This window comes from Acinetobacter sp. NIPH 542, assembly GCF_000369825.1.
GTDB classification, from domain to species: domain Bacteria; phylum Pseudomonadota; class Gammaproteobacteria; order Pseudomonadales; family Moraxellaceae; genus Acinetobacter; species Acinetobacter oleivorans.
The window spans coordinates 153,909-173,243 of sequence record NZ_KB850206.1 but is presented as its reverse complement, the minus strand read 5'-3'; the positions used below and the strand labels follow the sequence as shown (position 1 = coordinate 173,243).

At 38.3% G+C, this 19,335-nt stretch carries 24 protein-coding genes and 1 riboswitch; of the genes, 10 read left to right on the top strand and 14 right to left on the bottom strand.

From position 1 onward, the window contains the following. Positions 1-89: 89 nt before the first annotated feature. The 3 genes from rplY to panD all read left to right on the top strand — a co-directional run bounded on the left by rplY (position 90) and on the right by panD (position 1,500). The gene (gene rplY / locus F886_RS06450) at positions 90-386 is read left to right on the top strand and encodes a 50S ribosomal protein L25 (protein ID WP_004794199.1); all 297 of its coding nucleotides are present in this window, start codon (positions 90-92) and stop codon (positions 384-386) included. A gap of 20 nt (positions 387-406) precedes the next feature. Then, complete coding sequence (gene pth, locus F886_RS06445; RefSeq protein WP_005303077.1) at positions 407-988, top strand: aminoacyl-tRNA hydrolase; 582 nt, start codon at positions 407-409, stop codon at positions 986-988. 131 nt (positions 989-1,119) lie between these two features. Further along, a complete protein-coding gene (gene panD / locus F886_RS06440; RefSeq protein ID WP_002120296.1) occupies positions 1,120-1,500 on the top strand; it encodes an aspartate 1-decarboxylase in 381 nt (126 codons plus the stop codon). Positions 1,501-1,555: 55 nt separating this feature from the next. On the opposite strand, the gene F886_RS06435 is transcribed toward panD, so the two are convergent. Both F886_RS06435 and F886_RS06430 read right to left on the bottom strand, forming a co-directional pair. After that, on the bottom strand, positions 1,556-2,107 hold the full coding sequence (locus tag F886_RS06435; RefSeq protein ID WP_005303075.1) for a GDYXXLXY domain-containing protein: 552 nt from the start codon (positions 2,105-2,107) through the stop codon (positions 1,556-1,558). Beyond that, positions 2,104-3,888, bottom strand: coding sequence for a DUF2157 domain-containing protein (locus tag F886_RS06430; protein WP_005303073.1), 1,785 nt, complete (start codon positions 3,886-3,888; stop codon positions 2,104-2,106). The genes F886_RS06435 and F886_RS06430 overlap by 4 nt, the downstream gene beginning before the upstream one ends. Positions 3,889-4,064: 176 nt before the next feature. Next, positions 4,065-4,215, top strand: a riboswitch (FMN riboswitch). Positions 4,216-4,305: 90 nt separating this feature from the next. Here F886_RS06430 and ribB point away from each other — a divergent pair. Further along, a complete protein-coding gene (ribB, locus tag F886_RS06425; protein WP_005303071.1) occupies positions 4,306-4,965 on the top strand; it encodes a 3,4-dihydroxy-2-butanone-4-phosphate synthase in 660 nt (219 codons plus the stop codon). 59 nt (positions 4,966-5,024) lie between these two features. On the opposite strand, the gene F886_RS06420 is transcribed toward ribB, so the two are convergent. Next, positions 5,025-5,699 (bottom strand): HAD-IA family hydrolase, encoded by a 675-nt coding sequence (locus tag F886_RS06420; protein ID WP_005303070.1) that lies wholly within the window; start codon positions 5,697-5,699, stop codon positions 5,025-5,027. Between the two features lie 97 nt (positions 5,700-5,796). Between F886_RS06420 and F886_RS06415 the strand changes: the two genes are divergently transcribed. Next, a complete protein-coding gene (locus F886_RS06415) occupies positions 5,797-6,564 on the top strand; it encodes a hydroxymethylpyrimidine/phosphomethylpyrimidine kinase (protein ID WP_005303069.1) in 768 nt (255 codons plus the stop codon). Between the two features lie 43 nt (positions 6,565-6,607). Here F886_RS06415 and lysM read toward each other — a convergent pair whose 3' ends face one another. The 6 genes from lysM to F886_RS06385 form a co-directional block, all read right to left on the bottom strand. Beyond that, entirely contained in the window at positions 6,608-7,081 is a 474-nt protein-coding gene (gene lysM / locus F886_RS06410) for a peptidoglycan-binding protein LysM (protein ID WP_005303067.1), read from the bottom strand. Between the two features lie 186 nt (positions 7,082-7,267). After that, positions 7,268-7,504: an acyl carrier protein gene (acpP, locus tag F886_RS06405; protein ID WP_004641570.1), complete on the bottom strand. Its 237-nt coding sequence runs from the start codon at positions 7,502-7,504 to the stop codon at positions 7,268-7,270. 84 nt (positions 7,505-7,588) lie between these two features. Further along, positions 7,589-8,323 carry a 3-oxoacyl-ACP reductase FabG gene (fabG, locus tag F886_RS06400; protein WP_004794212.1) on the bottom strand — a complete coding sequence of 245 codons (735 nt, stop codon included), beginning with the start codon at positions 8,321-8,323 and terminating at the stop codon, positions 7,589-7,591. Continuing rightward, positions 8,320-9,306 carry an ACP S-malonyltransferase gene (gene fabD, locus F886_RS06395; RefSeq protein ID WP_005303062.1) on the bottom strand — a complete coding sequence of 329 codons (987 nt, stop codon included), beginning with the start codon at positions 9,304-9,306 and terminating at the stop codon, positions 8,320-8,322. The genes fabG and fabD overlap by 4 nt, the downstream gene beginning before the upstream one ends. Before the next feature lie 151 nt (positions 9,307-9,457). Further along, positions 9,458-9,643, bottom strand: coding sequence for a 50S ribosomal protein L32 (gene rpmF, locus F886_RS06390; RefSeq protein ID WP_000290730.1), 186 nt, complete (start codon positions 9,641-9,643; stop codon positions 9,458-9,460). 74 nt (positions 9,644-9,717) lie between these two features. Next, positions 9,718-10,278, bottom strand: coding sequence for a YceD family protein (locus F886_RS06385; RefSeq protein ID WP_004794216.1), 561 nt, complete (start codon positions 10,276-10,278; stop codon positions 9,718-9,720). A 96-nt stretch (positions 10,279-10,374) separates the two neighbouring features. Between F886_RS06385 and F886_RS06380 the strand changes: the two genes are divergently transcribed. The 5 genes from F886_RS06380 to rluB all read left to right on the top strand — a co-directional run bounded on the left by F886_RS06380 (position 10,375) and on the right by rluB (position 14,315). Beyond that, positions 10,375-11,037 (top strand): elongation factor P hydroxylase, encoded by a 663-nt coding sequence (locus F886_RS06380; protein ID WP_005303060.1) that lies wholly within the window; start codon positions 10,375-10,377, stop codon positions 11,035-11,037. An 89-nt stretch (positions 11,038-11,126) separates the two neighbouring features. Further along, positions 11,127-11,744 (top strand): L-threonylcarbamoyladenylate synthase, encoded by a 618-nt coding sequence (locus tag F886_RS06375; protein WP_004794219.1) that lies wholly within the window; start codon positions 11,127-11,129, stop codon positions 11,742-11,744. A gap of 224 nt (positions 11,745-11,968) precedes the next feature. After that, complete coding sequence (locus tag F886_RS06370) at positions 11,969-12,760, top strand: segregation and condensation protein A (protein ID WP_034590956.1); 792 nt, start codon at positions 11,969-11,971, stop codon at positions 12,758-12,760. Continuing rightward, on the top strand, positions 12,757-13,350 hold the full coding sequence (scpB, locus tag F886_RS06365) for an SMC-Scp complex subunit ScpB (protein ID WP_004794223.1): 594 nt from the start codon (positions 12,757-12,759) through the stop codon (positions 13,348-13,350). The genes F886_RS06370 and scpB overlap by 4 nt, the downstream gene beginning before the upstream one ends. 41 nt (positions 13,351-13,391) lie before the next feature. Continuing rightward, positions 13,392-14,315: a 23S rRNA pseudouridine(2605) synthase RluB gene (gene rluB / locus F886_RS06360; RefSeq protein WP_005303055.1), complete on the top strand. Its 924-nt coding sequence runs from the start codon at positions 13,392-13,394 to the stop codon at positions 14,313-14,315. A 55-nt stretch (positions 14,316-14,370) separates the two neighbouring features. On the opposite strand, the gene bioD is transcribed toward rluB, so the two are convergent. From bioD to F886_RS06335, 5 genes are all read right to left on the bottom strand, one after another. Further along, complete coding sequence (gene bioD / locus F886_RS06355) at positions 14,371-15,015, bottom strand: dethiobiotin synthase (protein ID WP_005303053.1); 645 nt, start codon at positions 15,013-15,015, stop codon at positions 14,371-14,373. After that, entirely contained in the window at positions 15,016-15,765 is a 750-nt protein-coding gene (gene bioC, locus F886_RS06350) for a malonyl-ACP O-methyltransferase BioC (protein WP_005303051.1), read from the bottom strand. It lies immediately after the preceding gene. Continuing rightward, positions 15,762-16,919 carry an 8-amino-7-oxononanoate synthase gene (locus tag F886_RS06345; RefSeq protein WP_005303049.1) on the bottom strand — a complete coding sequence of 386 codons (1,158 nt, stop codon included), beginning with the start codon at positions 16,917-16,919 and terminating at the stop codon, positions 15,762-15,764. Before F886_RS06345 ends, bioC begins: the two co-directional genes overlap by 4 nt. A 1-nt stretch (position 16,920) precedes the next feature. Then, positions 16,921-18,201, bottom strand: coding sequence for an adenosylmethionine--8-amino-7-oxononanoate transaminase (gene bioA, locus F886_RS06340; RefSeq protein WP_005303047.1), 1,281 nt, complete (start codon positions 18,199-18,201; stop codon positions 16,921-16,923). A 93-nt stretch (positions 18,202-18,294) separates the two neighbouring features. Beyond that, positions 18,295-19,026: an alpha/beta hydrolase family protein gene (locus tag F886_RS06335; protein WP_005303044.1), complete on the bottom strand. Its 732-nt coding sequence runs from the start codon at positions 19,024-19,026 to the stop codon at positions 18,295-18,297. Positions 19,027-19,335 lie beyond the last annotated feature (309 nt).

Here is a 19,335-nt window from a genome sequence, read left to right as displayed (position 1 = left end):
GCTTTTATGAACCCTGGCCTTGGCTGGGGTTTTCTATCACTAAACTGGTCGCAAGTTTAGTATATTTAAACTTTAATGAGGATTTACTCATGGCAAACTTCGTATTAAACGCTCAAGCGCGTGCTGAAGACAAACAAGGGAAAGGTGCGAGCCGCCGCCTTCGTCACGAAGCATTAATTCCAGCTATCATTTATGGTGGCAATGCTGAGCCTGTAGCTATTACTTTAGAACTTCGCGAGCTTGTAAAAGCTTTAGAAAACAATGCTTTCTTTGAAGAAGTTGTAGAAATCAAAGTGGGCGACAAAGTTGAAAACGTTAAAATCCAAGCGTTACAACGTCACCCATCTAAAAACACTCCTATGCACGCTGACTTCAAACGCGCATAAGTGTTGAAAGGCGTAGATTAGTGTCAAATATTTCGCTAATTGTTGGTTTGGGCAATCCTGGTTCAGAATATGCCCAAACCCGCCATAATGCAGGCTTTTGGTTCATTGAACAGCTTGCTAATAAATATGGCATTACATTAAAAAATGATCCGAAATTTCACGGAATCAGTGGACGTGGTAATATAGAAGGACACGATGTCCGTCTACTTCTACCCACTACATTTATGAACCGTTCTGGACAAAGTGTAGTTCCATTTGCAAAATTTTATCAAATTGCTCCCGAAGCAATTTTAATTGCTCATGATGAACTTGATATGAACCCTGGTGTAATTCGTCTTAAAACAGGCGGTGGACATGGTGGTCATAACGGTTTACGTGACATTGTCCCTCATATTGGTCCAAATTTTCATCGTTTACGTATTGGTATCGGACATCCTGGCTCAAAAGAAAGAGTTTCAGGTCACGTACTTGGAAAAGCACCAAGTAGTGAACAAAGTCTGATGGATGCAGCAATTGATCATGCCCTTTCTAAAGTGAAACTACTTGTTCAAGGACAAGTTCCACAGGCCATGAATCAAATTAATGCTTATAAACCCAATTAAATTGTTGAACAATCATGCTTGCTATCTTGCTTTTTTAGGAGCAAAATGCGCATCAGCCACTTTGCCAACCGCAAAAGCTAAAGATTTCACCATAAGATCTACATCTTAGGTCTACTCAGGAGACGCTAGCCATGCTATCTCGTTTATTAAAATGCAAAATTCACCGTGCAGTTGTAACCCATGCTGAACTTCACTATGAAGGTTCTTGTGCAATTGATGGCGTATTGATGGACTTAGCTGGTATTCGTGAATATGAAGAAATTCATGTTTGGAATGTAACCAATGGCAAACGCTTCACGACTTATGCTATTCGTGGTGAAGATAACTCTGGAATTATTTCAGTAAACGGCGGTGCTGCGCATCAAGCAGACGTTGGTGATTTAGTCATTATTGCTACATTTGGCGATTTTACTGAAGCTGAAGCAAATATTCATAAACCACGTTTGGTCTATGCAAATCCAAATAATACAGTCAACCACACAGCGAATTGTATTCCTGTTCAAGTTGCCTAATTTATTCTAAGAATAAAAAAGCCCGCATTGACGGGCTTTTATAATTTTATATATCCTAAATAGTTCCTTTCAACCAGTTTTTGTGCTGTTTGCAATTTAATGCTTGAAGCCCTTCTCCTCGCAAATCAAACAGAATCGCCTCTCCTTTTGTATTTACCTTAAATTCAGCATACTTTGCTTTCTGATAGCATTGAGCTAGACCTTCAGCAAACAAGAAACTTCGTGAAGCAGGATATAAAGCCTGTAAACGATTTTCAGGATTTTTTAAAATTAAACTTTGCCCAGCAACTGAATTGTTACTATCTAAAATTGTACGAACTACTCGATTTTGTGAATCCAAAATAACTTTTGCTGGAACAGAAGAATGATTAAAAATTACCGGATCTAGAGCCTCACTCTCACTTCCTGCAAGAGCTTTAAGAGATTGTAAATTTAACTCATAAGCCAGTGCCATATAGTCACCTTGTAAAATTGAACGAGGATCAACTGGTCTAAGCTCAATAAAAATACTTTTACTATGATGCAGATGCGATTCGTTTTTTGCCACTAATCCTAAAAAGAATAATATGGTGACTAATGCAAGAATAAGAGAAAAATACTTTTTCATTCTTTCTCTCCTTCAACAAGATCACCTTTATTTTCACGATGAAGTAACCATGACAGAGCCAAGAGAACAACACCAGAAATAAAAATTGAGGCACTCTTGGATAGAAAAGTTATTTGTAAGTTGTAATAGAGCTGCCAGAACACTAAAACTAATACAGCCAAGCTAACTCCATAAACAATATAATCTTTCTTTTTTAATGCCCACGTCAAAATAATGAACAGGATAAAAATTTCAAAATAACCAAGTGTAATAAGCAATATGCCAAAAATTAAAAAGGCAAAAAAAGTGACTCCATGAAGTTGTCTATATAAATGAAAAATACTAAAACATAGCAACCATATGCTAGGTAGCAAATATAAAACCCATAGCTGCTGATCTATCGGACTCTCTGGAATTAAACCCATAAAAGCATCAAAAAAAGAAGCTACTAAAATTACGACAAGCACACATAAAAAAATACTACGCTCATATAGCGCTATTGATTTGCACTTAGGCAACAGCACCAAACTAAAAACTAAGTAACTGAGCAAAGTTAAATTTAAATAAGTCTGAGTAGAATGTATTGACCACAATGAATGGTCTAGTTGTAGCAAATAGACAAATGCGATGCCATATGTAGCAAGCATTTGAATTAAAATGAAGAACCAATGCGGTTTAAGGAAATAACTGATACATAGGATAAAAATCTGTGCAATTAAAACCCATAGAATTTGATCTGTTTCTGAACCAAGATGAAATAAGAAAGCAGTCTGTCCACTGATAAATAAACAATAAGCAAATTGTCGAAAGAAATAGCTTTGTGATTTCTTTAAAAGAATAAAAGCTAATCCAACAAAAATAATTCCAATAACTAAAGAAATAGCCTCCCAAAACACTAGTGTAAAAGCTGCAAGTGCTAGACCTGCAAGCCAAGCACCAATTGCCAATGGAATGACATAAAAACGGCTTTGACGAAAAATTTTTATTAAAAGATAACTAATGAGTGCAAACCAAATAAAAATAATGCCCGCAATCAATAAAAAGATGAACTCATTAGAATCTTTAAATAAGTTATTAATCCCATCTACAAGCCATATTGTTGCGGTTACACCGAGAACAGCAGCCATTAAACTGGCACGTAACTGATCATCTTTTTTGAAGAAATAATAAAAAGCGATGAGTCCTGAAAAGAAAGCCGAGATCAGATAAGGAATATTTTCATTCGATAAATATTGGATCATTCCAATGATTGAAATAACGGCAAACCAAGCGATAAAAACAAATCTTAAAGCACGATACTTCTTTATACATACCCAAAACTCGATAAGGCTTAATAAATTTAGAGCGAATAGATATAAATAAGGAAATTTTTCTGACCAAAAAGTTTGTTTAAAAAATAAAAAAAGTGTGAGCTGGCTGGTAATACAAATTAGACTAAAAATTCCAATATTCGGTCGATATAGCCACGGTAGTAAAAGCAATGTCCAAATTAAAAAAAGCAAATAGCTATCTGCACCAGTTTGATAAACCTGTCCGATAACGGCCAAGCTTAAACCTATCATCAAGCCACAAATACTATGTAAGGTCTGCCTAACACCTTCAGTTAAGGTATCTTTTACACTGAACCATGCTGTCACAAGTAATATAAGGGGCGGGATAGCGAGTTGAATGCTATCTGGAAGCATCAACCAATTAGCAGCAATTAAATAAAGAATACTTACCGCCATAAATACATAACTGAAAATATGGAGATGCTGAATAAATGAGCTATTTGTTAGAGGATAATAGTCTCTTATCTGCATGAAACACCTATTTTATTTATAATTCTCTATAAAAAACATAGCATTCCATTTTCATATCAACAAGTAAGCTCTTGTTAAAAAGCCTAATTCTGTTTATGAAAATACTTATTCATAAAGAGACTTAGCATTCTATAAAAGCATCTAGCCAATTTTATCAAGCGCGCTATAATAAAACCCATCGCTTCAGGGCGGGGTGTAATTCCCCACCGGTGGTAAAGTTAATTTTTATGATTAGATTAACAAGCCCACGAGCTTAAATTGTGTAATTTGAGCAGATTTGGTGAAACTCCAAAGCCGACGGTATAGTCCGGATGAAAGAAGACGACGAACTGGGATAAATCCGTTTTATTTCAGTGCCAGCCTGTTTTTACATCAGTCCTGAAATGTTCAACCGTATTTTTACGAGAGCGTTTCATTATGTCTAGCTTAATTCAACCAGAACTTTTTTTCTCAGCCCTCTCTCCTGCTGAGCAACGCATTCAACAAGCATTAGAAGATATCCGTAAAGGCAAACCTGTCTTGGTTATGGATGACTTTGACCGTGAAAATGAAGCTGATCTCATTGTTGCAGCCGAAACGTTAACGGTAGAAACAATGGCACGCATGATTCGTGATGGCTCGGGTATCGTATGTTTATGCCTTACAGAAGAGCTAGCAGATCATCTAGAACTACCACCAATGGTTTCTCAAAACTCAAGCCAGTTTCATACCGCTTTCACAGTAACCATTGAAGCTGCTCAAGGTGTTACTACAGGTGTTTCTGCTAAAGACCGTGTTACTACCATTCAAACTGCAATTAAAGATGGTGCTGTCCCAAGCGATCTTAATCGTCCAGGCCACGTTTTTCCATTACGTGCACGTAATGGTGGCGTGCTTACTCGACGTGGTCATACTGAAGGAACAATTGATCTCGCACGACTAGCCGGTTTAAAACCTGCTGGTGTGTTATGTGAATTGACTAACCCAGATGGCACTATGGCATCAGGCATTCAAGTTTTAGCATATGCCCAAACGCATCACTTAACTGTGATTACAATTGAAGAACTTGTTCAATACCGTCAACAACACGGTGTTTAAATAAAAAAAGGTTTGGCTTTATATCAAAGCCAAACCTTTAAATTAAAACTTATTTATATTTAAGAAACTTTCTTTTGTGCTGCCACTTCTTCAACATAGTCCAAGAGTTCAGAGAATTGATTAATCATTACTTTTGGTTGTGCTTGAGCAAGTTCCTCTGCTGTTCCATAGCCATAAGTTACTGCGACTGCCTCAATACCGTTATGACGTGCACCTAAAACATCATATTGACGGTCACCTACCATTAAGCATTCTTCTGGGCTTAGTTGCTCATGTTCAAGAATATAATGAATGAGTTCAGCTTTATTGGTGCGCTCACCTGTCAATTCACTACCATAAATATGCACAAAATATTGGCTTAATTCAAAATGATCTAAAATACGTTTTGCATAAATCGTTGGTTTGGCAGTGGCAACAAATAAACGATACCCTTCTTCTTTTAACGCTTTAAGTGTCTGCACAACAGAAGGATATACTTCATTTTCAAATAAACCAATTACTGAGAAACGCTCACGATAAGCCATTAAAGCTTGTTCCGCTAACGCATCATCTTGGGTAGCCAACAATTTTGCGAGTGAAGGTTTTAAGGGCGGGCCAATGGTCCAGTCAATATTTAAATCGGCAGCCAATGGATAGCCTAGTTTTTCCATTGCATAGCGAATTGAAGTATGGATACCAACCTTTGGGTCTGTTAGGGTTCCATCTAAATCAATCAAAATATGTTTTATAGCCATTCAATCACTAACCCAGTAAAGTATTTAATTCAATTGGTCGAGAGTTTAATCAAACTCTCTTATACTAACGTAAATTTAAATTGAAAAGGAAATAACCGTGCGTCCAACCGTACTTTGTTTCTCGGGTTTAGACCCTTCAGGTGGTGCAGGTTTACAAGCTGATATTGAAGCGATTGGACAAAGTGGTTCTCATGCAGCAATTGCATGTACAGCACTTACCATTCAGAACTCACAACAAGTATTTGGCTTCGAAGCAACCTCAAAAGAATTATTATTAGCTCAAGCCAATGCCGTTGTTGGTGATTTACCAATTAAATGCGTTAAGTCAGGCATGCTTGGCACTACAGATAATATTGCTGCTCTAGCTGAATTTCTTCGCGCGCACCCTGACTATCAATATGTACTTGATCCTGTTTTAGTGGCAAACAGCGGTGGTTCTTTAGGTGATCAAGCGACTCTTGTTAAAGCATTTGTTGAGCTTATTCCCCTAGCCACCATTATTACTCCCAACACGGTCGAATTACGTGCATTAACAGGTACTGATGACTTAGACCAAGCAACCAAAAAACTTTTTGAAATGGGTGCTAAAGCTGTATTAGTTAAAGGTGGACACGAAGATACACCAGATCATATTAAAAATAGTTTATATATTAATGGTGAACTTGCAGCGAGTAGTAGCTGTCCCCGTCTTGAAGGCGAATATCATGGATCAGGTTGTTCTTTAGCTAGTTTTATTGCTGGTCGTTTAGCTTTAGGTGATTCTTTGAAAATTGCAGTTCAGCATGCTGAAACATGGTTATTCGGTGTTTTAAAGAATGCTGACACTCCAGTGCCAAATGGGCAAAAAATACCAAAAAGATTTTAAAAAGAAAAAAAGGCGCCAAAAGCGCCTTTTTTATTACCCTCAATTATTGAGGAATACGTAAAACCTGTCCAGGGAAGATCTCATCTGGATCTTTTAGCATTGGTTTATTTGCTTCAAAGATTTTTGGATACTGATTTGCATCACCGTAAAACTCTTTCGCAATTTTTGAAAGGTTGTCACCAGATTTCACTGTATAAAACTTACTTTCTGGTTCAGGAGTCGCAACAGTCATCTGGTCATCTACTTGCGCCACATGATCAATGTTTCCAACAATAAGAATAATTTTCTCTTTATCTGCTTGGCTTTTTACCTGTCCTTTAATAATTGCAGTATCTGTAGCACCATTATAGGTTACAGATAAGCCCTCTACCCCTAAGCCTAAACTTTTAATTAAACCTAATAATTTATTTGCAACTTCTTGTGCAGAAGGTTCTGCTGGTGTTGCCGGAGCTGGTTGTGGTTCTGCAGGAGCGGTATTTTTCTTACCAATACCTTTTACAAAATCAAAAAGACCCATCTTTTAGTCCTCATATTATTGTTTATAGTAAAGTCATTAAACTGACCTTTATTGTTATACTTCAAAAAAGTTATGCCTCTGCTATCAATTGAGGTTGATCTTGTAAAAATATGTATCTCTTAATTTTTTTATCAAATAAAAAAAGCCACCTTACGGTGGCCTTCTTTTTATTCAGCAATATGCGAATTAACCAAGTTTTTTAGTTACATAGTCAATTGCAGATTGAACTGTAGTGATTTCGTTAGAATCTTCATCAGGGATAGTGATGTCGAAGTCATTTTCGAAAGACATTACAAGCTCAACTAAATCTAAAGAGTCAGCACCTAAGTCATCCATAAAAGATGCTTCGTTTTTAATCTCTTCAGCTTTAAGACCAAGTTGTTCTGCAACCGCTTGTTTAACGCGTAGTTCGATATCGCTCACAGGAATTCTCCTCATTGCTTGTGGCGTTTGATTTGCCACTAGTTTAATTGAATATAAAAATTTTTAAAAGTTTATACATCAGCCTTAGGCCATGTATAAACCACCATTTACATGTAATACCGTACCGGTAATGTAACCTGCTTTATCACTTGCAAGGAAACTCACCGCATTTGCGATATCTTGTGGCTCACCTAAGCGATTTAAAGCCACTTGATCACTCATTTTTTTGCGAATGTCTTCACTAAGTGCATCTGTCATTTCTGTTGCGATGAAACCTGGTGCCACACTGTTCACAGTGATTTGACGGCTACCCATCTCTTTTGCAAGACTACGGCTAAAAGCTTCAATACCTGCTTTTGCAGCAGAGTAGTTCGCTTGGCCTGGGTTTGCAAAGTGCGCAACAACAGAACTAATATTAATAATGCGGCCAAAGCGCGCTTTTGTCATACCTTTAAGCACACGTTTAGATAAACGATATACAGCTTTAAGGTGAATGTTGAGAATGTCATCCCAATCATCTTCTGACATGCGTAGCAATAGATTGTCTTTCGTGATACCCGCATTATTAACCAAAACAAGCACAGGGCCATAGTTCTGTTCAATATGAGAAACGACTGCTTCAATCTCATCGAGATTACGCACATCGAGAGCTAAACCTGCACCTTGCTCACCAAAGCTTTCACTTAACTTTTGTGCACCAGATTCAGATGTCGCAGTACCTACAACAAAATAACCGTCTTGAATAAGTTGCTGGGCAATTGCAGCGCCAATGCCCCGACTCGCGCCCGTTACTAATGCAACTTTGCGTTCTTGTGTCATGCAATTTTTCCTTCTGCCACTAAAACAGCATTTAGGGCATCTTCCATTTTACTCTTGCTATCAATCGCAAAAGCTTTTTCTATATTTGGTAAACGCTTCGCGAGATTACTCAATACTGTACCAGGGCCACACTCAACAACGTAGTGAATACCTTGGTCTTGTAAGAACTGCATCGTGTCTGTCCATTGTACAGATTGGTACAATTGAGCAGTCAACGCCTGACGCAATTGAGCAACATCGGTAGCTATTCCCGCGTTGACATTTTGTATTACAGGTATGGTAGGCAGCTCAATGGCAGTTTGTTCCAAAGCTTCTGCAAATTTTTCAGCAGCAGGCTTCATCAATGAACAATGTGAAGGAACTGACACAGGTAAAGCAATTGCCTTAGCAGATTGCTCTTTTGCCAAAGCCATTACTTGTTGTACAGATGCTGTACTTCCGGCAATTACGACTTGGCCTTGTGAATTATAGTTTGCAGCTTCTACTGAGCCTTGACCTTCTGCATTCACGATTTGGCAAAGTTCAACCACTTTTTCATCAGCCAAACCAAGGATTGCAGCCATAGCTCCTTCCCCTTGAGGAACAGCGCTTTGCATGAGTTTGCCACGCAAATTCACGAGTTTCACTGCATCTGCCAAACTCATAGATCCTGCAGCAACCAAAGCGCTGTATTCACCTAGAGAATGTCCTGCAAGGTACTTAGGTGCCAGACCACCTAAATCAAGCCATACACGCCATAAAGCGATACTGGCAGTTAATAACACAGGTTGGGTATTTTCTGTTTGGTTGAGACCTTCACCACTTTGCGCAATATGCCACAGATCAAATCCAAGCGCATCTGAAGCTTCCGCAAAGGTTTGCCCAACCCCACTAAACTGTTCTGCTAGTTCAGCAAGCATACCGACTTTTTGTGAACCTTGACCTGGAAACACAAACGCAGTTTTTGTGGCTAAAGCTACTTGTTCAAGACGTTTAGCAGACATAAGAAATCCTTTTTTGGGTTTTCACTCATTTCTGGAGCGGAAATTTAACATGTTATTTATATTTTTATAATTGCGAAAAACAACAAAAAAAGGGAGCTTTCGCTCCCATTTTTTCTATACTTAAGCATCACGCTTAATGCATATCATACAATTATTCAGCATCAGCTGCTTTAGCGAATAATTGACGACCACGGTAGAAACCGTCTTTAGTCACGTGGTGACGACGATGAGTTTCACCAGTTGCTTGGTCTACTGTTAATGCATTCTCGGTTAAAGCGTCATGTGAACGGCGCATGTCACGGCGAGAGCGACTTTTACGGTTTTGCTGAACGGCCATGATGGCTCCTTACAAAGATCGAAAAAATGGATCAGAACAAATTCAGTTGTCTTATCTCACAATTATATCACAAATTATGAGTTAAGTTTACCCTTCAAACCTGCCAAAACATCAAACGGGTTATCCCGTTTTTCTTCAACAACATTTTGAATGGTAGGTTGATGTTTATTTTCACAAGCATCATGCTTGGGAGATAAAGGCATCAACAATAACAGTTCATCTTCTAGTAATGCGAGCAAGTTAATCGAGGCTGGCGTATCATAATCGCCTTTCGTCGAAGACTCACTTTCACCTAAAACGATGAAATCAGCATCCTCATCCAAGCGCTCTATCAGTGACTCATCATCCACTAATGCAATATGAAAGTCTAAGACAAGAGGCATTTCAACAGGTTCCAAACAACGTTGGCACTCCATTGGAACTATCGTGTCCATATGACCATCCATCCACACAATGCGATGATATGCATCCATTGATAGCTTACAGTCTATGTTGATCAATTGATTATCAATTGATCCAACAGCTTCACGAGCGATACGAGCAAAGCGAGACAAGGGCAGTTGACCTGACCATGTAAAGCCTTGTTCAGCCCATTTAAACGGCTCAATCTGTGCCGGAAAGGTATTTGCTGACATAATTAAGGCGGCAATTCTACAAATTCATCGGTACTCTGTCAAAGATTAAGATACAATTTTGCACTTCTTTAGACAGAACTCGGGGTAAATTAAGCAATGCACCTGTTGCAGCCGCAACCTGAAGTTAACACTTCATTACTCGTTTGCACCCATTCAACTCATCAGAACACTCTTGTACCTGACATAGTGCAACTCTCACCATGGTCAAGCTCAAAACCGGAGTCTGAGCAAGTCGATTGGCTTATTTTACACTTTAATCACTGGTTTTCCCACCATAATGTGACATTAGTTCGTGGAGATTTTGAACCAGAATATTTCCCTGCAACAAATATAGAACCTGCCAAGATTCAATTTGCCCATGGTTTCTTTAATAGTGCCTTGCATGAAATTAGTCATTGGTCTATTGCAGGCGAAAAACGCCGCCTATTACCTGATCTAGGATATTGGTACGCTCCCGATGGCCGTACGCAAGAACAACAAAGTCTATTTGAACAAGTCGAAGTTAAGCCTCAGGCAATTGAATGGTTGTTTGCACAGTCTTTTGGTAGAAAATTTAGAGTCTCGCTTGATAATCTGACAGGTGATAGTGGAGATGGCAAAATATTTAAAGATAATGTCTATGCTCAAGTACAACGTTACTTTTCAGGTGAAGCCAAGTTGCCACGTGATGCAGCAGCATTTATTGGTTTTATTTGCCAATGTACACGTTCAGGCCTAGCATTACAATTAAATGAATTTAAACGTGAACTCCTTGATTAATTGACAAAAAAACCACGTTAATTACTTGCATAGGTTATTTAAAAAGCCTAATAATTATTTTAACACTGGCGTGATGGAGTCTCTAAAATATGATGCATTTACATGTACATCCTGAAAATCCACAGCAACGCCTTATTAGCCAAGCGGTTGAACGCATTCGTGCCGGAGATGTTGTGGTTTATCCTACCGATGCAGCCTACGCAATTGGCTGCCAAATCGGTAATAAAAATGCCATGGAACGTATTGCACAGATTCGCGGTTTAGGACCTAAACATCAATATGCCATTATGTGCTGTGACTTATCAGATATTGCAACGTATGCAAAAGTTGATAATGCAACATATCGTTTATTGAAAGCGAATACCCCTGCTATAACGACATTCATTTTACCTGCAACAAGTGAAGTTCCTCGTAGGTTAATGCATCCTAAAAAGAAAACGATTGGCTTACGTATTCCAAGTAATCCAATTTGTCAGGCTTTATTACAAGAGCTTGGTGAGCCCCTACTTACGAGTACATTAATTTTACCGGGCCAAGAAGACCCTCTAGATGATCCTTATGATATAGAAAATCAGCTGGATAAACGAATCGATGTATTTATTGACGGTGGTTTCGGTACTTTAACAAGCACAAGTATTGTCGACTTATCGGGTGAACATCCTGAAATTATCCGTCGTGGTATTGGCGATGTAAGTGCTTTTGAATAAGCACTTACAATTTTTACCAATAGTTTAAAAAAAAGTATTATCACTCAAAAAAATACTCTTTATTTATTTTGGATTTTTTTTACACTTTAGTCGTTAAGTAATTTATTAAAAGGCACAATTCATTTAGAATGATTTTCACTATCTGCTGTTCTTCTGTTTACAGCTCTCTTTGACTTGAATAACAAGTCTCATGCTTTTGAAAATTCGCGTGGCTTATAATCGTAATGAATCAATCACTTCATCAATCCATGGAAGACGCTCCACACATCCGTGTTTTAGATGAGTGGCATGATAAGATTCCTGAAGATCTCTATATCCCTCCTGCTGCATTTGAGATTTTGCTCGAACAGTTTGAAGGTCCACTAGATTTTTTAATTTATCTGATTCAAAAAAACGGTTTTGATTTAATTCACGTCGATATTGCGCCTATCGCAACTCAATATTTAACTTATATGGATAGTATGAAATCCTTAAATATTGAGCTAACCGCTGATTATATGGTGATGGCCGCTTTATTGGCAGATTTAAAGTCTCGCCTACTTTTACCAAAGCCAACAATCATCAGTATTGAAAAAGACCCTAAACAAGAACTTATTGATCGACTTGAAACCTATCTACGTATCAAGCAAGCGGCTGAACGTTTGGGTCAAATGCCAATTCTTGAGCGTGATACATTCAGTGCAAATGTGAGCTTAGGTCATATTGCTCCTGTTTATGAAGGCTATGATATTTCAGCATTGCATGACGCATTGTTCTGTGTGTTTAACCGTCCAGAACCTATTACACATGTTGTGGCTCAAGAGCCTGTCTTACTCGAAGAACGCATTGCATATATTGAAGAGAAATTAGAGTCTGGTGACGTGTTAAGTTTTAAAGAATTACTCAATCCTCTGCAAGGTCGCATGGGAATGGTTGTGACATTTATGGCTGTTTTAGAGTTAACCCGACAACAGCGAATTAAAATTATTGCCTCAGGTATTGAAGCTCCGTTAGCAATTCAAGGATCTTCAATATGAGCTTTGAACAAAATAATACGGATTTGTCATTAGCTGACATTCACCACGAAGTCTTATTACAACTTGAAGCTATTATTTTTGCTAGTGAAGCGCCCGTTTCAATTGCCCGTTTAAAAGAAGCATTTAATAATCAATATAATAAACAACAGCTTCGTCAACTTTTACAACAGCTCGCGCTATTACAACATGGCCGATCTATTGAATTGATTGAAACAGCGCAAGGGTTTCGCTTTCAGGTACGATCTAAATATCGTAGTATTATTGCTCAAATTTGGCCAGAGCGACCAACAAAACTGTCGCCTTCATTACTAGAAACCCTGGCTGTCATTGCTTATCATCAACCGGTTACCCGCGCTGATATTGAACAAATTCGTGGTGTGTCTAATAATAGTCAGATTCTTAGAACACTATTTGACTGGAACTGGATTAAAGAAGCCGGTTTTAGAGATTTACCCGGAAGACCCGCGTTGCTAATTACAACGCCTCAGTTTCTGAATGCTTTTGGTCTAGCATCGCTAGGCCAATTGCCTCCCCTACAGAACGCCAAGGAAGCCTTTATGGCTCTCGATGCAAATGCACCGAAATCATAAAGAGGTGGACTGTTGATCATTATGTCTAAGGTTGTGCTGTCATGAGTGAAAAATTGCAAAAAGTATTAGCGCGAATCGGATTAGGTTCCCGCCGATATATGGAAGAGGTTATTGCCGCAGGACGCGTGAGTGTAAACGGTCGTGTTGCCCAAGTGGGTGAGCGCATTGAACCAGGCGATGAATTACGCATTGATGGCCGTAAAGTTCAGTTTCAAATTGAAGACGAAATTCGTCGCCGTGTATTGATTTACTATAAGCCAGAAGGCGAAATCTGTTCACGTAATGATCCTGAAAAACGCCCGACTGTATTTGATCATTTGCCACAAATTGCGAATGACCGCTGGGTAATGGTAGGTCGTCTAGATATTAACAGTACTGGTTTATTACTATTTACAAATGATGGTGAGCTTGCTAACCGCTTAATGCACCCATCAAATGAAGTTGAACGTGAATATGCTGTTCGAGTTATGGGTGAAGTAACACCTAAAATACGCCAAAACATGATAAATGGCGTAGAACTTGAAGATGGCCCTGCTAAATTTGAGTCTTTCTCAGAAATTGGTGGCGAAGGTATTAACCGCTGGTACCAAGTTGTGGTGAAAGAAGGCCGTAACCGTGAGGTTCGTCGTATTTTTGAATCACAAGAACTTAAAGTAAGTCGCTTATTGCGTACGCGCTACGGTACAGTTATTTTACCACGTGAATTACGTACTGGCCGCTGGATGGAACTCGATAAAACTGACATCGATAATCTAGCAAAATCTGTTGAGTTAAAACCACGTCAAGGTACAGGTTTATTTGGTATGGCAAAACGTCGTACTGACCGTATGACTGAAAAGCCAATGGCTGCTCGTCGTGGTGGTTACTTACGCCAACAACGTCGTGATGAAGAAAAAGAAGCTCCGGCTAACACGGGTAACCAACGTAAATCGACTGGTTTTAACCGTGGCTCAAAGAAATTCTAAGATTTAATGATATAAAAACCGCTCAAATCAGAGCGGTTTTTTATAGCTTTTTAACTTAATTCATTTTTTCCAGTTCAATCCATTCAGCTTCAGGGAAATGAACGGCTAAATAGTCTTTCAGATAATTTGAAGTATCTTGAGAAATTAATGGATCTTTTGATTCATCTTTTAAGTTATAAACCAAAGCTTTTAATTTCAGTCCACGAGACTTAAGTGCTTCAAGACTAAGTAAAGTATGGTTAATACTTCCTAAACGACCTGATGTTACTAAAATAACTGGAAACTGGTGCTGAGCAACATAATCAATGCTAAGCAGACTGGTGGTTAGTGGCACCATTAAGCCGCCCGCACCTTCTAACAATACAATTTCAAAACGCTCTGCCAATGTTTGCGTCGCATTTTCAATTTTTTGAAAATCAATTTCTCGGTTATCTAGGCGTGTTGCAAGATGAGGCGAAGCAGGATAGCTAAAAATTTCAGGCATGGTGAGCTTATCATGATCTTCTTGAAACCAGCCCTGCCCCATAATTTCACGATGCTTTTCAATATCTTCAGAAATATCAGCATTACCCGTCTGAATGAGTTTTTGGGTAATTACTTTTTTACCCTGCTCAGTCCATAATTTTGCTAAAAAGCCTGTAGCGTAGGTTTTACCAATGTCGGTATCAATCCCACTCACAAAATAGATCTGGCCACTCATTTACTTCACTCTCCGGGCAATACAATAAATCGGATGATATGTTAAGGAATACCCCTCAGCGTACTTAAACCGATCATAATCTTGATAAAACTGTTGTAAAGCTTGCTTAGTCCAACGGTGCTGAGCAGTTGCCGTTACTCCTGTTGCTTTTAAATGCTGTAACACGGCTTTAGGCGAATCAAAATAGAGCTGAGTTTCTGACTCTGACAAATGCAAAATCTCAAAACCAGCCTGAGTTAAGGCACTATTCCAATTTTCAACTGACCAATAACTTAAACCTTGTCCGGTTAGCTCTTTAATTTCTCTTAAATTCTGAGAGCCAAATGTTGAAAAGCATAACCAGCCTTGATCAACTAAAGCCTCATTACAACGCTTAAGCAAAAGCGGCAAATCCTGCATCCATTGCAAAGCAGAACCTGAAACAATCATATTGAGCTGCTGGGGAAACTCTAAATTTTCAATGTCCCCAATCAACCATTTCAAATTTTCTTGATGATTGAAGTGCTGCTGCACATCTGCATACAGATCATTCAAAATTAAGTCTTCAATCTGAAAAGATGCGGTAATAAGACGTGTTAAATTGCCAGAACCACAACCGATTTCAAAGACACGTGACATCGTACTTGGGCAAAACTGCTTTAGTAAGCCCGCTAAATTTTGGCAAATTTGTTTTTGAACTATTGCATGCTCTGAATAGCTTTGCCCAGCTTTGGCAAAACGCTGGGCAACCAAGTTTTTATTCAAACTCACAGAAAACTCACCAGTTCTTCAAGCTCATGTTGCTGCACCATTGACGTTAAAGAAATACGCAAACGTGCACTATTTTTAGGTACTGTTGGTGGGCGTACAGGCATGGCATAAAAACCGCTTTCTTGAACGTGTTTTGCCTTATCGATCGCAGCCTGACTTTCTCCAACAATAACTGGAACAATATGACTAGTCGACGGGCTTACATAACCCTTTTGTACAATGGCTTGTTGAAGATATTGGCTAATATTTTTTAGGTGTTCACGCTGAGGTTGAGCAACCAATACTTTTTGGAATATAAAGTTTACCCAAGCTACAATAATAGGAGGTTGAGAGGTCGTAAAAATAAGCGGGCGCATTTTATTAATAAGATAGTCTTTAAGAATTGGATCGCAAATAATGTAACCACCGACTGCTGCTAATGCTTTACCGAAGGTACCAACTAGAAAATCAATTTCTTGAATGACATTATATTGTTCAGCACATCCTAAGCCTTGCTGACCACGAGCACCAATTGAGTGTGCTTCATCGACATATAGCATGGTTTTAGCAAAACGTTTTTTAAGCTGGACTAATGCAGCTAAATCCGTTTCATCACCATCCATACTAAAAATACTTTCTGTGACCACAATGATTCGTTCAATCTTGTCATCATCATGATACTTTTGCAGAAGTTGTTCTAAGTGCTGTAAATCATTATGTCGATAACGCACATACTGCGCACCAGATAAACGTATACCGTCAATCATGCTCGCATGGACTAACTTATCTGCCAAAATTAAAGTTTTACTATCAGCAACAGCAGGCAAAATGCCAATATTCATGTGATAGCCACTATTAAATAGTAGAGCCGACCGACCACCAAATGCATTACTTAGGCTATTTTCCAACTGTTCATATTCATCAAAATTACCCGTCAATAAACGGGCCGATGAAGAACTAAAATAGCTCCGCTCTAACGGCAAGCTATCTAAAAACTCTTGGCGAAGATTTAGATCAGCCGCCAGTCCAAGATAATCATTTGAAGCTAAGTTGAGCATTGTTTTATTTTGAATTGTAATAAAACGGCCATGTTGCACATTTTGGGTAAATTGTCTGAAATTACCTTGTTGTTTTAACTCATCTAGCTCGTTAGCAAAATGATCAAGCAATGACATCTTAATGTGCTCCCTGTAACGTTTTAACAACGTCAACCAATTGTTCAAGCAAATCGCTTAGCTCTTGTTGAGTGATGACATACGGTGGCATCACATAAACCAGTTTGCCAAAAGGACGAATCCAGATTCCACGGTCTACAAATTGTTGCTGTAAAGTTTTCATATCGACATTAAAGGTAAGTTCTACGACACCAATTGCACCCAGCACTCGTACATCAGCAACATAATCAAGCTGACTTAAAGGCGTTAAATATTGGCTAAGCTGTTGTTCAATTCGCTTAATATTGGCTTGCCAATCTTGTTCAATTAGCAATTGCGTACTTCTCAAGGCAACAGCACAAGCAAGTGGATTGGCCATAAAGGTTGGACCGTGCATAAATACCCCAGCCTCACCGCGACTAATCGTTTCTGCAACATGCTTTGTAGTTAAAGTCGCAGACAAAGTCATATAGCCGCCTGTTAATCCTTTACCTATGCACATAATGTCTGGCTCAACTTGTGCATGTTCCCACGCAAAGAGCTTACCTGTACGGCCAAAACCAGTAGCGATTTCATCAAAAATTAATAACAGATGATATTTCTCACAAAGCGCTTTAGCCTGACGTAAATATTCAGGATGATAAAAACGCATGCCCCCTGCACCTTGAACAATTGGTTCAATAATGAGTGCGGCAAGTTTTTCATGATTTTGCTGGATGGCTTGTTCTAACTCGGCAATATCTTGAGGATTCCATTCTTCATGGAATTTGGTTTGTGGTGCCGCCACAAAAAGGCGGTTTGGTAAGCTGGTACCAAAAATCTGATGCATACCTGTAACAGGATCACAGACAGACATCGCATTCCATGTATCACCGTGATAACCAGAACGCGTAGTAATAAAATTTGTTTTTTGTGGTTGGCCTTGTGCTGTCCAAAATTGCACAGCCATTTTCAAAGCAACTTCAACGGCAACCGATCCTGAATCTGCATAAAAAATTTTATCGAGACTTGGCGGTGTAATTTTTAAAAGAATTTTACCAAGTTCAATCGCAGGATCATGGGTTAGCCCGCCAAACATGATATGTGACATGTTCTGTAGTTGATCTGTCACTGCCTGATTGAGTTCAGGGTGGTTATAGCCGTGAATTGCACACCACCAAGACGACATACCATCAATTAAAGTTTTACCATCGTCGAGTTCAATCGTTGCCCCATAGGCACGTTTCACTTTAAATGTGGGTAAGGGTTGGGTCATTGAAGTATAAGGATGCCAAATATGTTCTAAATCAAAATTATCGGTCATCCTATTTACCCTTTTACAGCGTTCAAATCTTTCATTGAACACATGTTAAACCTGTTAAGAATGAAAGAAAATTGCGATATCAATCAAAGCTTATTAACTTTGCTGATGAATTGTTAAAAATTGGCAGATTTCTTCAATTGTTCTTTCGACCTGTAGGTAGGGAAAAGCATGTGTAGCATCTTTTAGAAGCTTGTAACTCATGTTTTTTGTCGCTATATCTTTAAAATTTTCCATAATTTTGCAAGGAATGACATTATCTTGCTCGGCAAACAGATGAAGCTGTGGTCCCAGATAGTTTTTTACGTTACTTACCAGATTTAATTGTTCAAGCATTTGTAAACCTTCTAATAAAAGTTCATTTGAAGGCGGGCTTGCTATATTTTGTACGCTTATCCAATCTTTTTTAGCTTGAGATGAGCCAAGTGTAATTAAATAATAAAAGCGCTTTAAAGTAGCTTGCGAGTTCTCTAAAAAAGACGCTTTAAATTGACTAAATACATCAGTAGGCATTGCTGTTTGCCAATTGTCATTGGCAACAAAACAAGGATTTGAAGCGAGCGTAATTAAAGTTTTAGTTTGCCCTGTTTGCTTGTAAAAAATATCAACCAGTTGAGATGCTAACTGCCCACCTAAAGACCAACCGATTACCACATCAACTTCAGCCACTAAATCAAGCTGAGCTTGAAAGTCACTCTCTAAAACATTAAAAATATTAATAAGTTGAGTTTCAAAACCAGCTTTTTCTAAATGTAATTTTAGAGATTGCAAAGGTTCCACGCCTACTCCCCAACCTGTAATTAATAAAATTTTATTTTGTAACTTCATATGCCTGTCCAAAGCCAACTTTATAAAGATTATATAATATTATCGTTTTAAAATATCTTTTAAAATCAACATAAAAATTGAATTTCAAAAATTAAAATCAATGATTTATGAGTATTTAATATTCTGAAATATATTGATAAACAAGACCTGCATTATTCATAGTAAATATACAAAACTTTAATTATCTAAACATTGAAGCCACTCAAAAAACAACATAATCCACACTTCGCCTATAAATCCATTATGCAATGTAATTAATGTTAATACTTATGTTTTTTTATTAAAAGAAATGACTCATCAATTCATTTT

Bases quoted from the DNA above. Each gene is read 5' to 3' on its own strand.
- rplY (WP_004794199.1), top strand. From the start codon at position 90: ATGGCAAACTTCGTATTAAACGCTCAAGCGCGTGCTGAAGACAAACAA.
- panD (WP_002120296.1), top strand. From the start codon at position 1,120: ATGCTATCTCGTTTATTAAAATGCAAAATTCACCGTGCAGTTGTAACC.
- F886_RS06435 (WP_005303075.1), bottom strand. From the start codon at position 2,107: ATGAAAAAGTATTTTTCTCTTATTCTTGCATTAGTCACCATATTATTC.
- F886_RS06430 (WP_005303073.1), bottom strand. From the start codon at position 3,888: ATGCAGATAAGAGACTATTATCCTCTAACAAATAGCTCATTTATTCAG.
- ribB (WP_005303071.1), top strand. From the start codon at position 4,306: ATGTCTAGCTTAATTCAACCAGAACTTTTTTTCTCAGCCCTCTCTCCT.
- F886_RS06420 (WP_005303070.1), bottom strand. From the start codon at position 5,699: ATGGCTATAAAACATATTTTGATTGATTTAGATGGAACCCTAACAGAC.
- lysM (WP_005303067.1), bottom strand. From the start codon at position 7,081: ATGGGTCTTTTTGATTTTGTAAAAGGTATTGGTAAGAAAAATACCGCT.
- fabG (WP_004794212.1), bottom strand. From the start codon at position 8,323: ATGACACAAGAACGCAAAGTTGCATTAGTAACGGGCGCGAGTCGGGGC.
- fabD (WP_005303062.1), bottom strand. From the start codon at position 9,306: ATGTCTGCTAAACGTCTTGAACAAGTAGCTTTAGCCACAAAAACTGCG.
- rpmF (WP_000290730.1), bottom strand. From the start codon at position 9,643: ATGGCCGTTCAGCAAAACCGTAAAAGTCGCTCTCGCCGTGACATGCGC.
- F886_RS06385 (WP_004794216.1), bottom strand. From the start codon at position 10,278: ATGTCAGCAAATACCTTTCCGGCACAGATTGAGCCGTTTAAATGGGCT.
- F886_RS06380 (WP_005303060.1), top strand. From the start codon at position 10,375: ATGCACCTGTTGCAGCCGCAACCTGAAGTTAACACTTCATTACTCGTT.
- F886_RS06375 (WP_004794219.1), top strand. From the start codon at position 11,127: ATGATGCATTTACATGTACATCCTGAAAATCCACAGCAACGCCTTATT.
- F886_RS06370 (WP_034590956.1), top strand. From the start codon at position 11,969: ATGAATCAATCACTTCATCAATCCATGGAAGACGCTCCACACATCCGT.
- scpB (WP_004794223.1), top strand. From the start codon at position 12,757: ATGAGCTTTGAACAAAATAATACGGATTTGTCATTAGCTGACATTCAC.
- rluB (WP_005303055.1), top strand. From the start codon at position 13,392: ATGAGTGAAAAATTGCAAAAAGTATTAGCGCGAATCGGATTAGGTTCC.
- bioD (WP_005303053.1), bottom strand. From the start codon at position 15,015: ATGAGTGGCCAGATCTATTTTGTGAGTGGGATTGATACCGACATTGGT.
- F886_RS06345 (WP_005303049.1), bottom strand. From the start codon at position 16,919: ATGTCATTGCTTGATCATTTTGCTAACGAGCTAGATGAGTTAAAACAA.
- bioA (WP_005303047.1), bottom strand. From the start codon at position 18,201: ATGACCGATAATTTTGATTTAGAACATATTTGGCATCCTTATACTTCA.
- F886_RS06335 (WP_005303044.1), bottom strand. From the start codon at position 19,026: ATGAAGTTACAAAATAAAATTTTATTAATTACAGGTTGGGGAGTAGGC.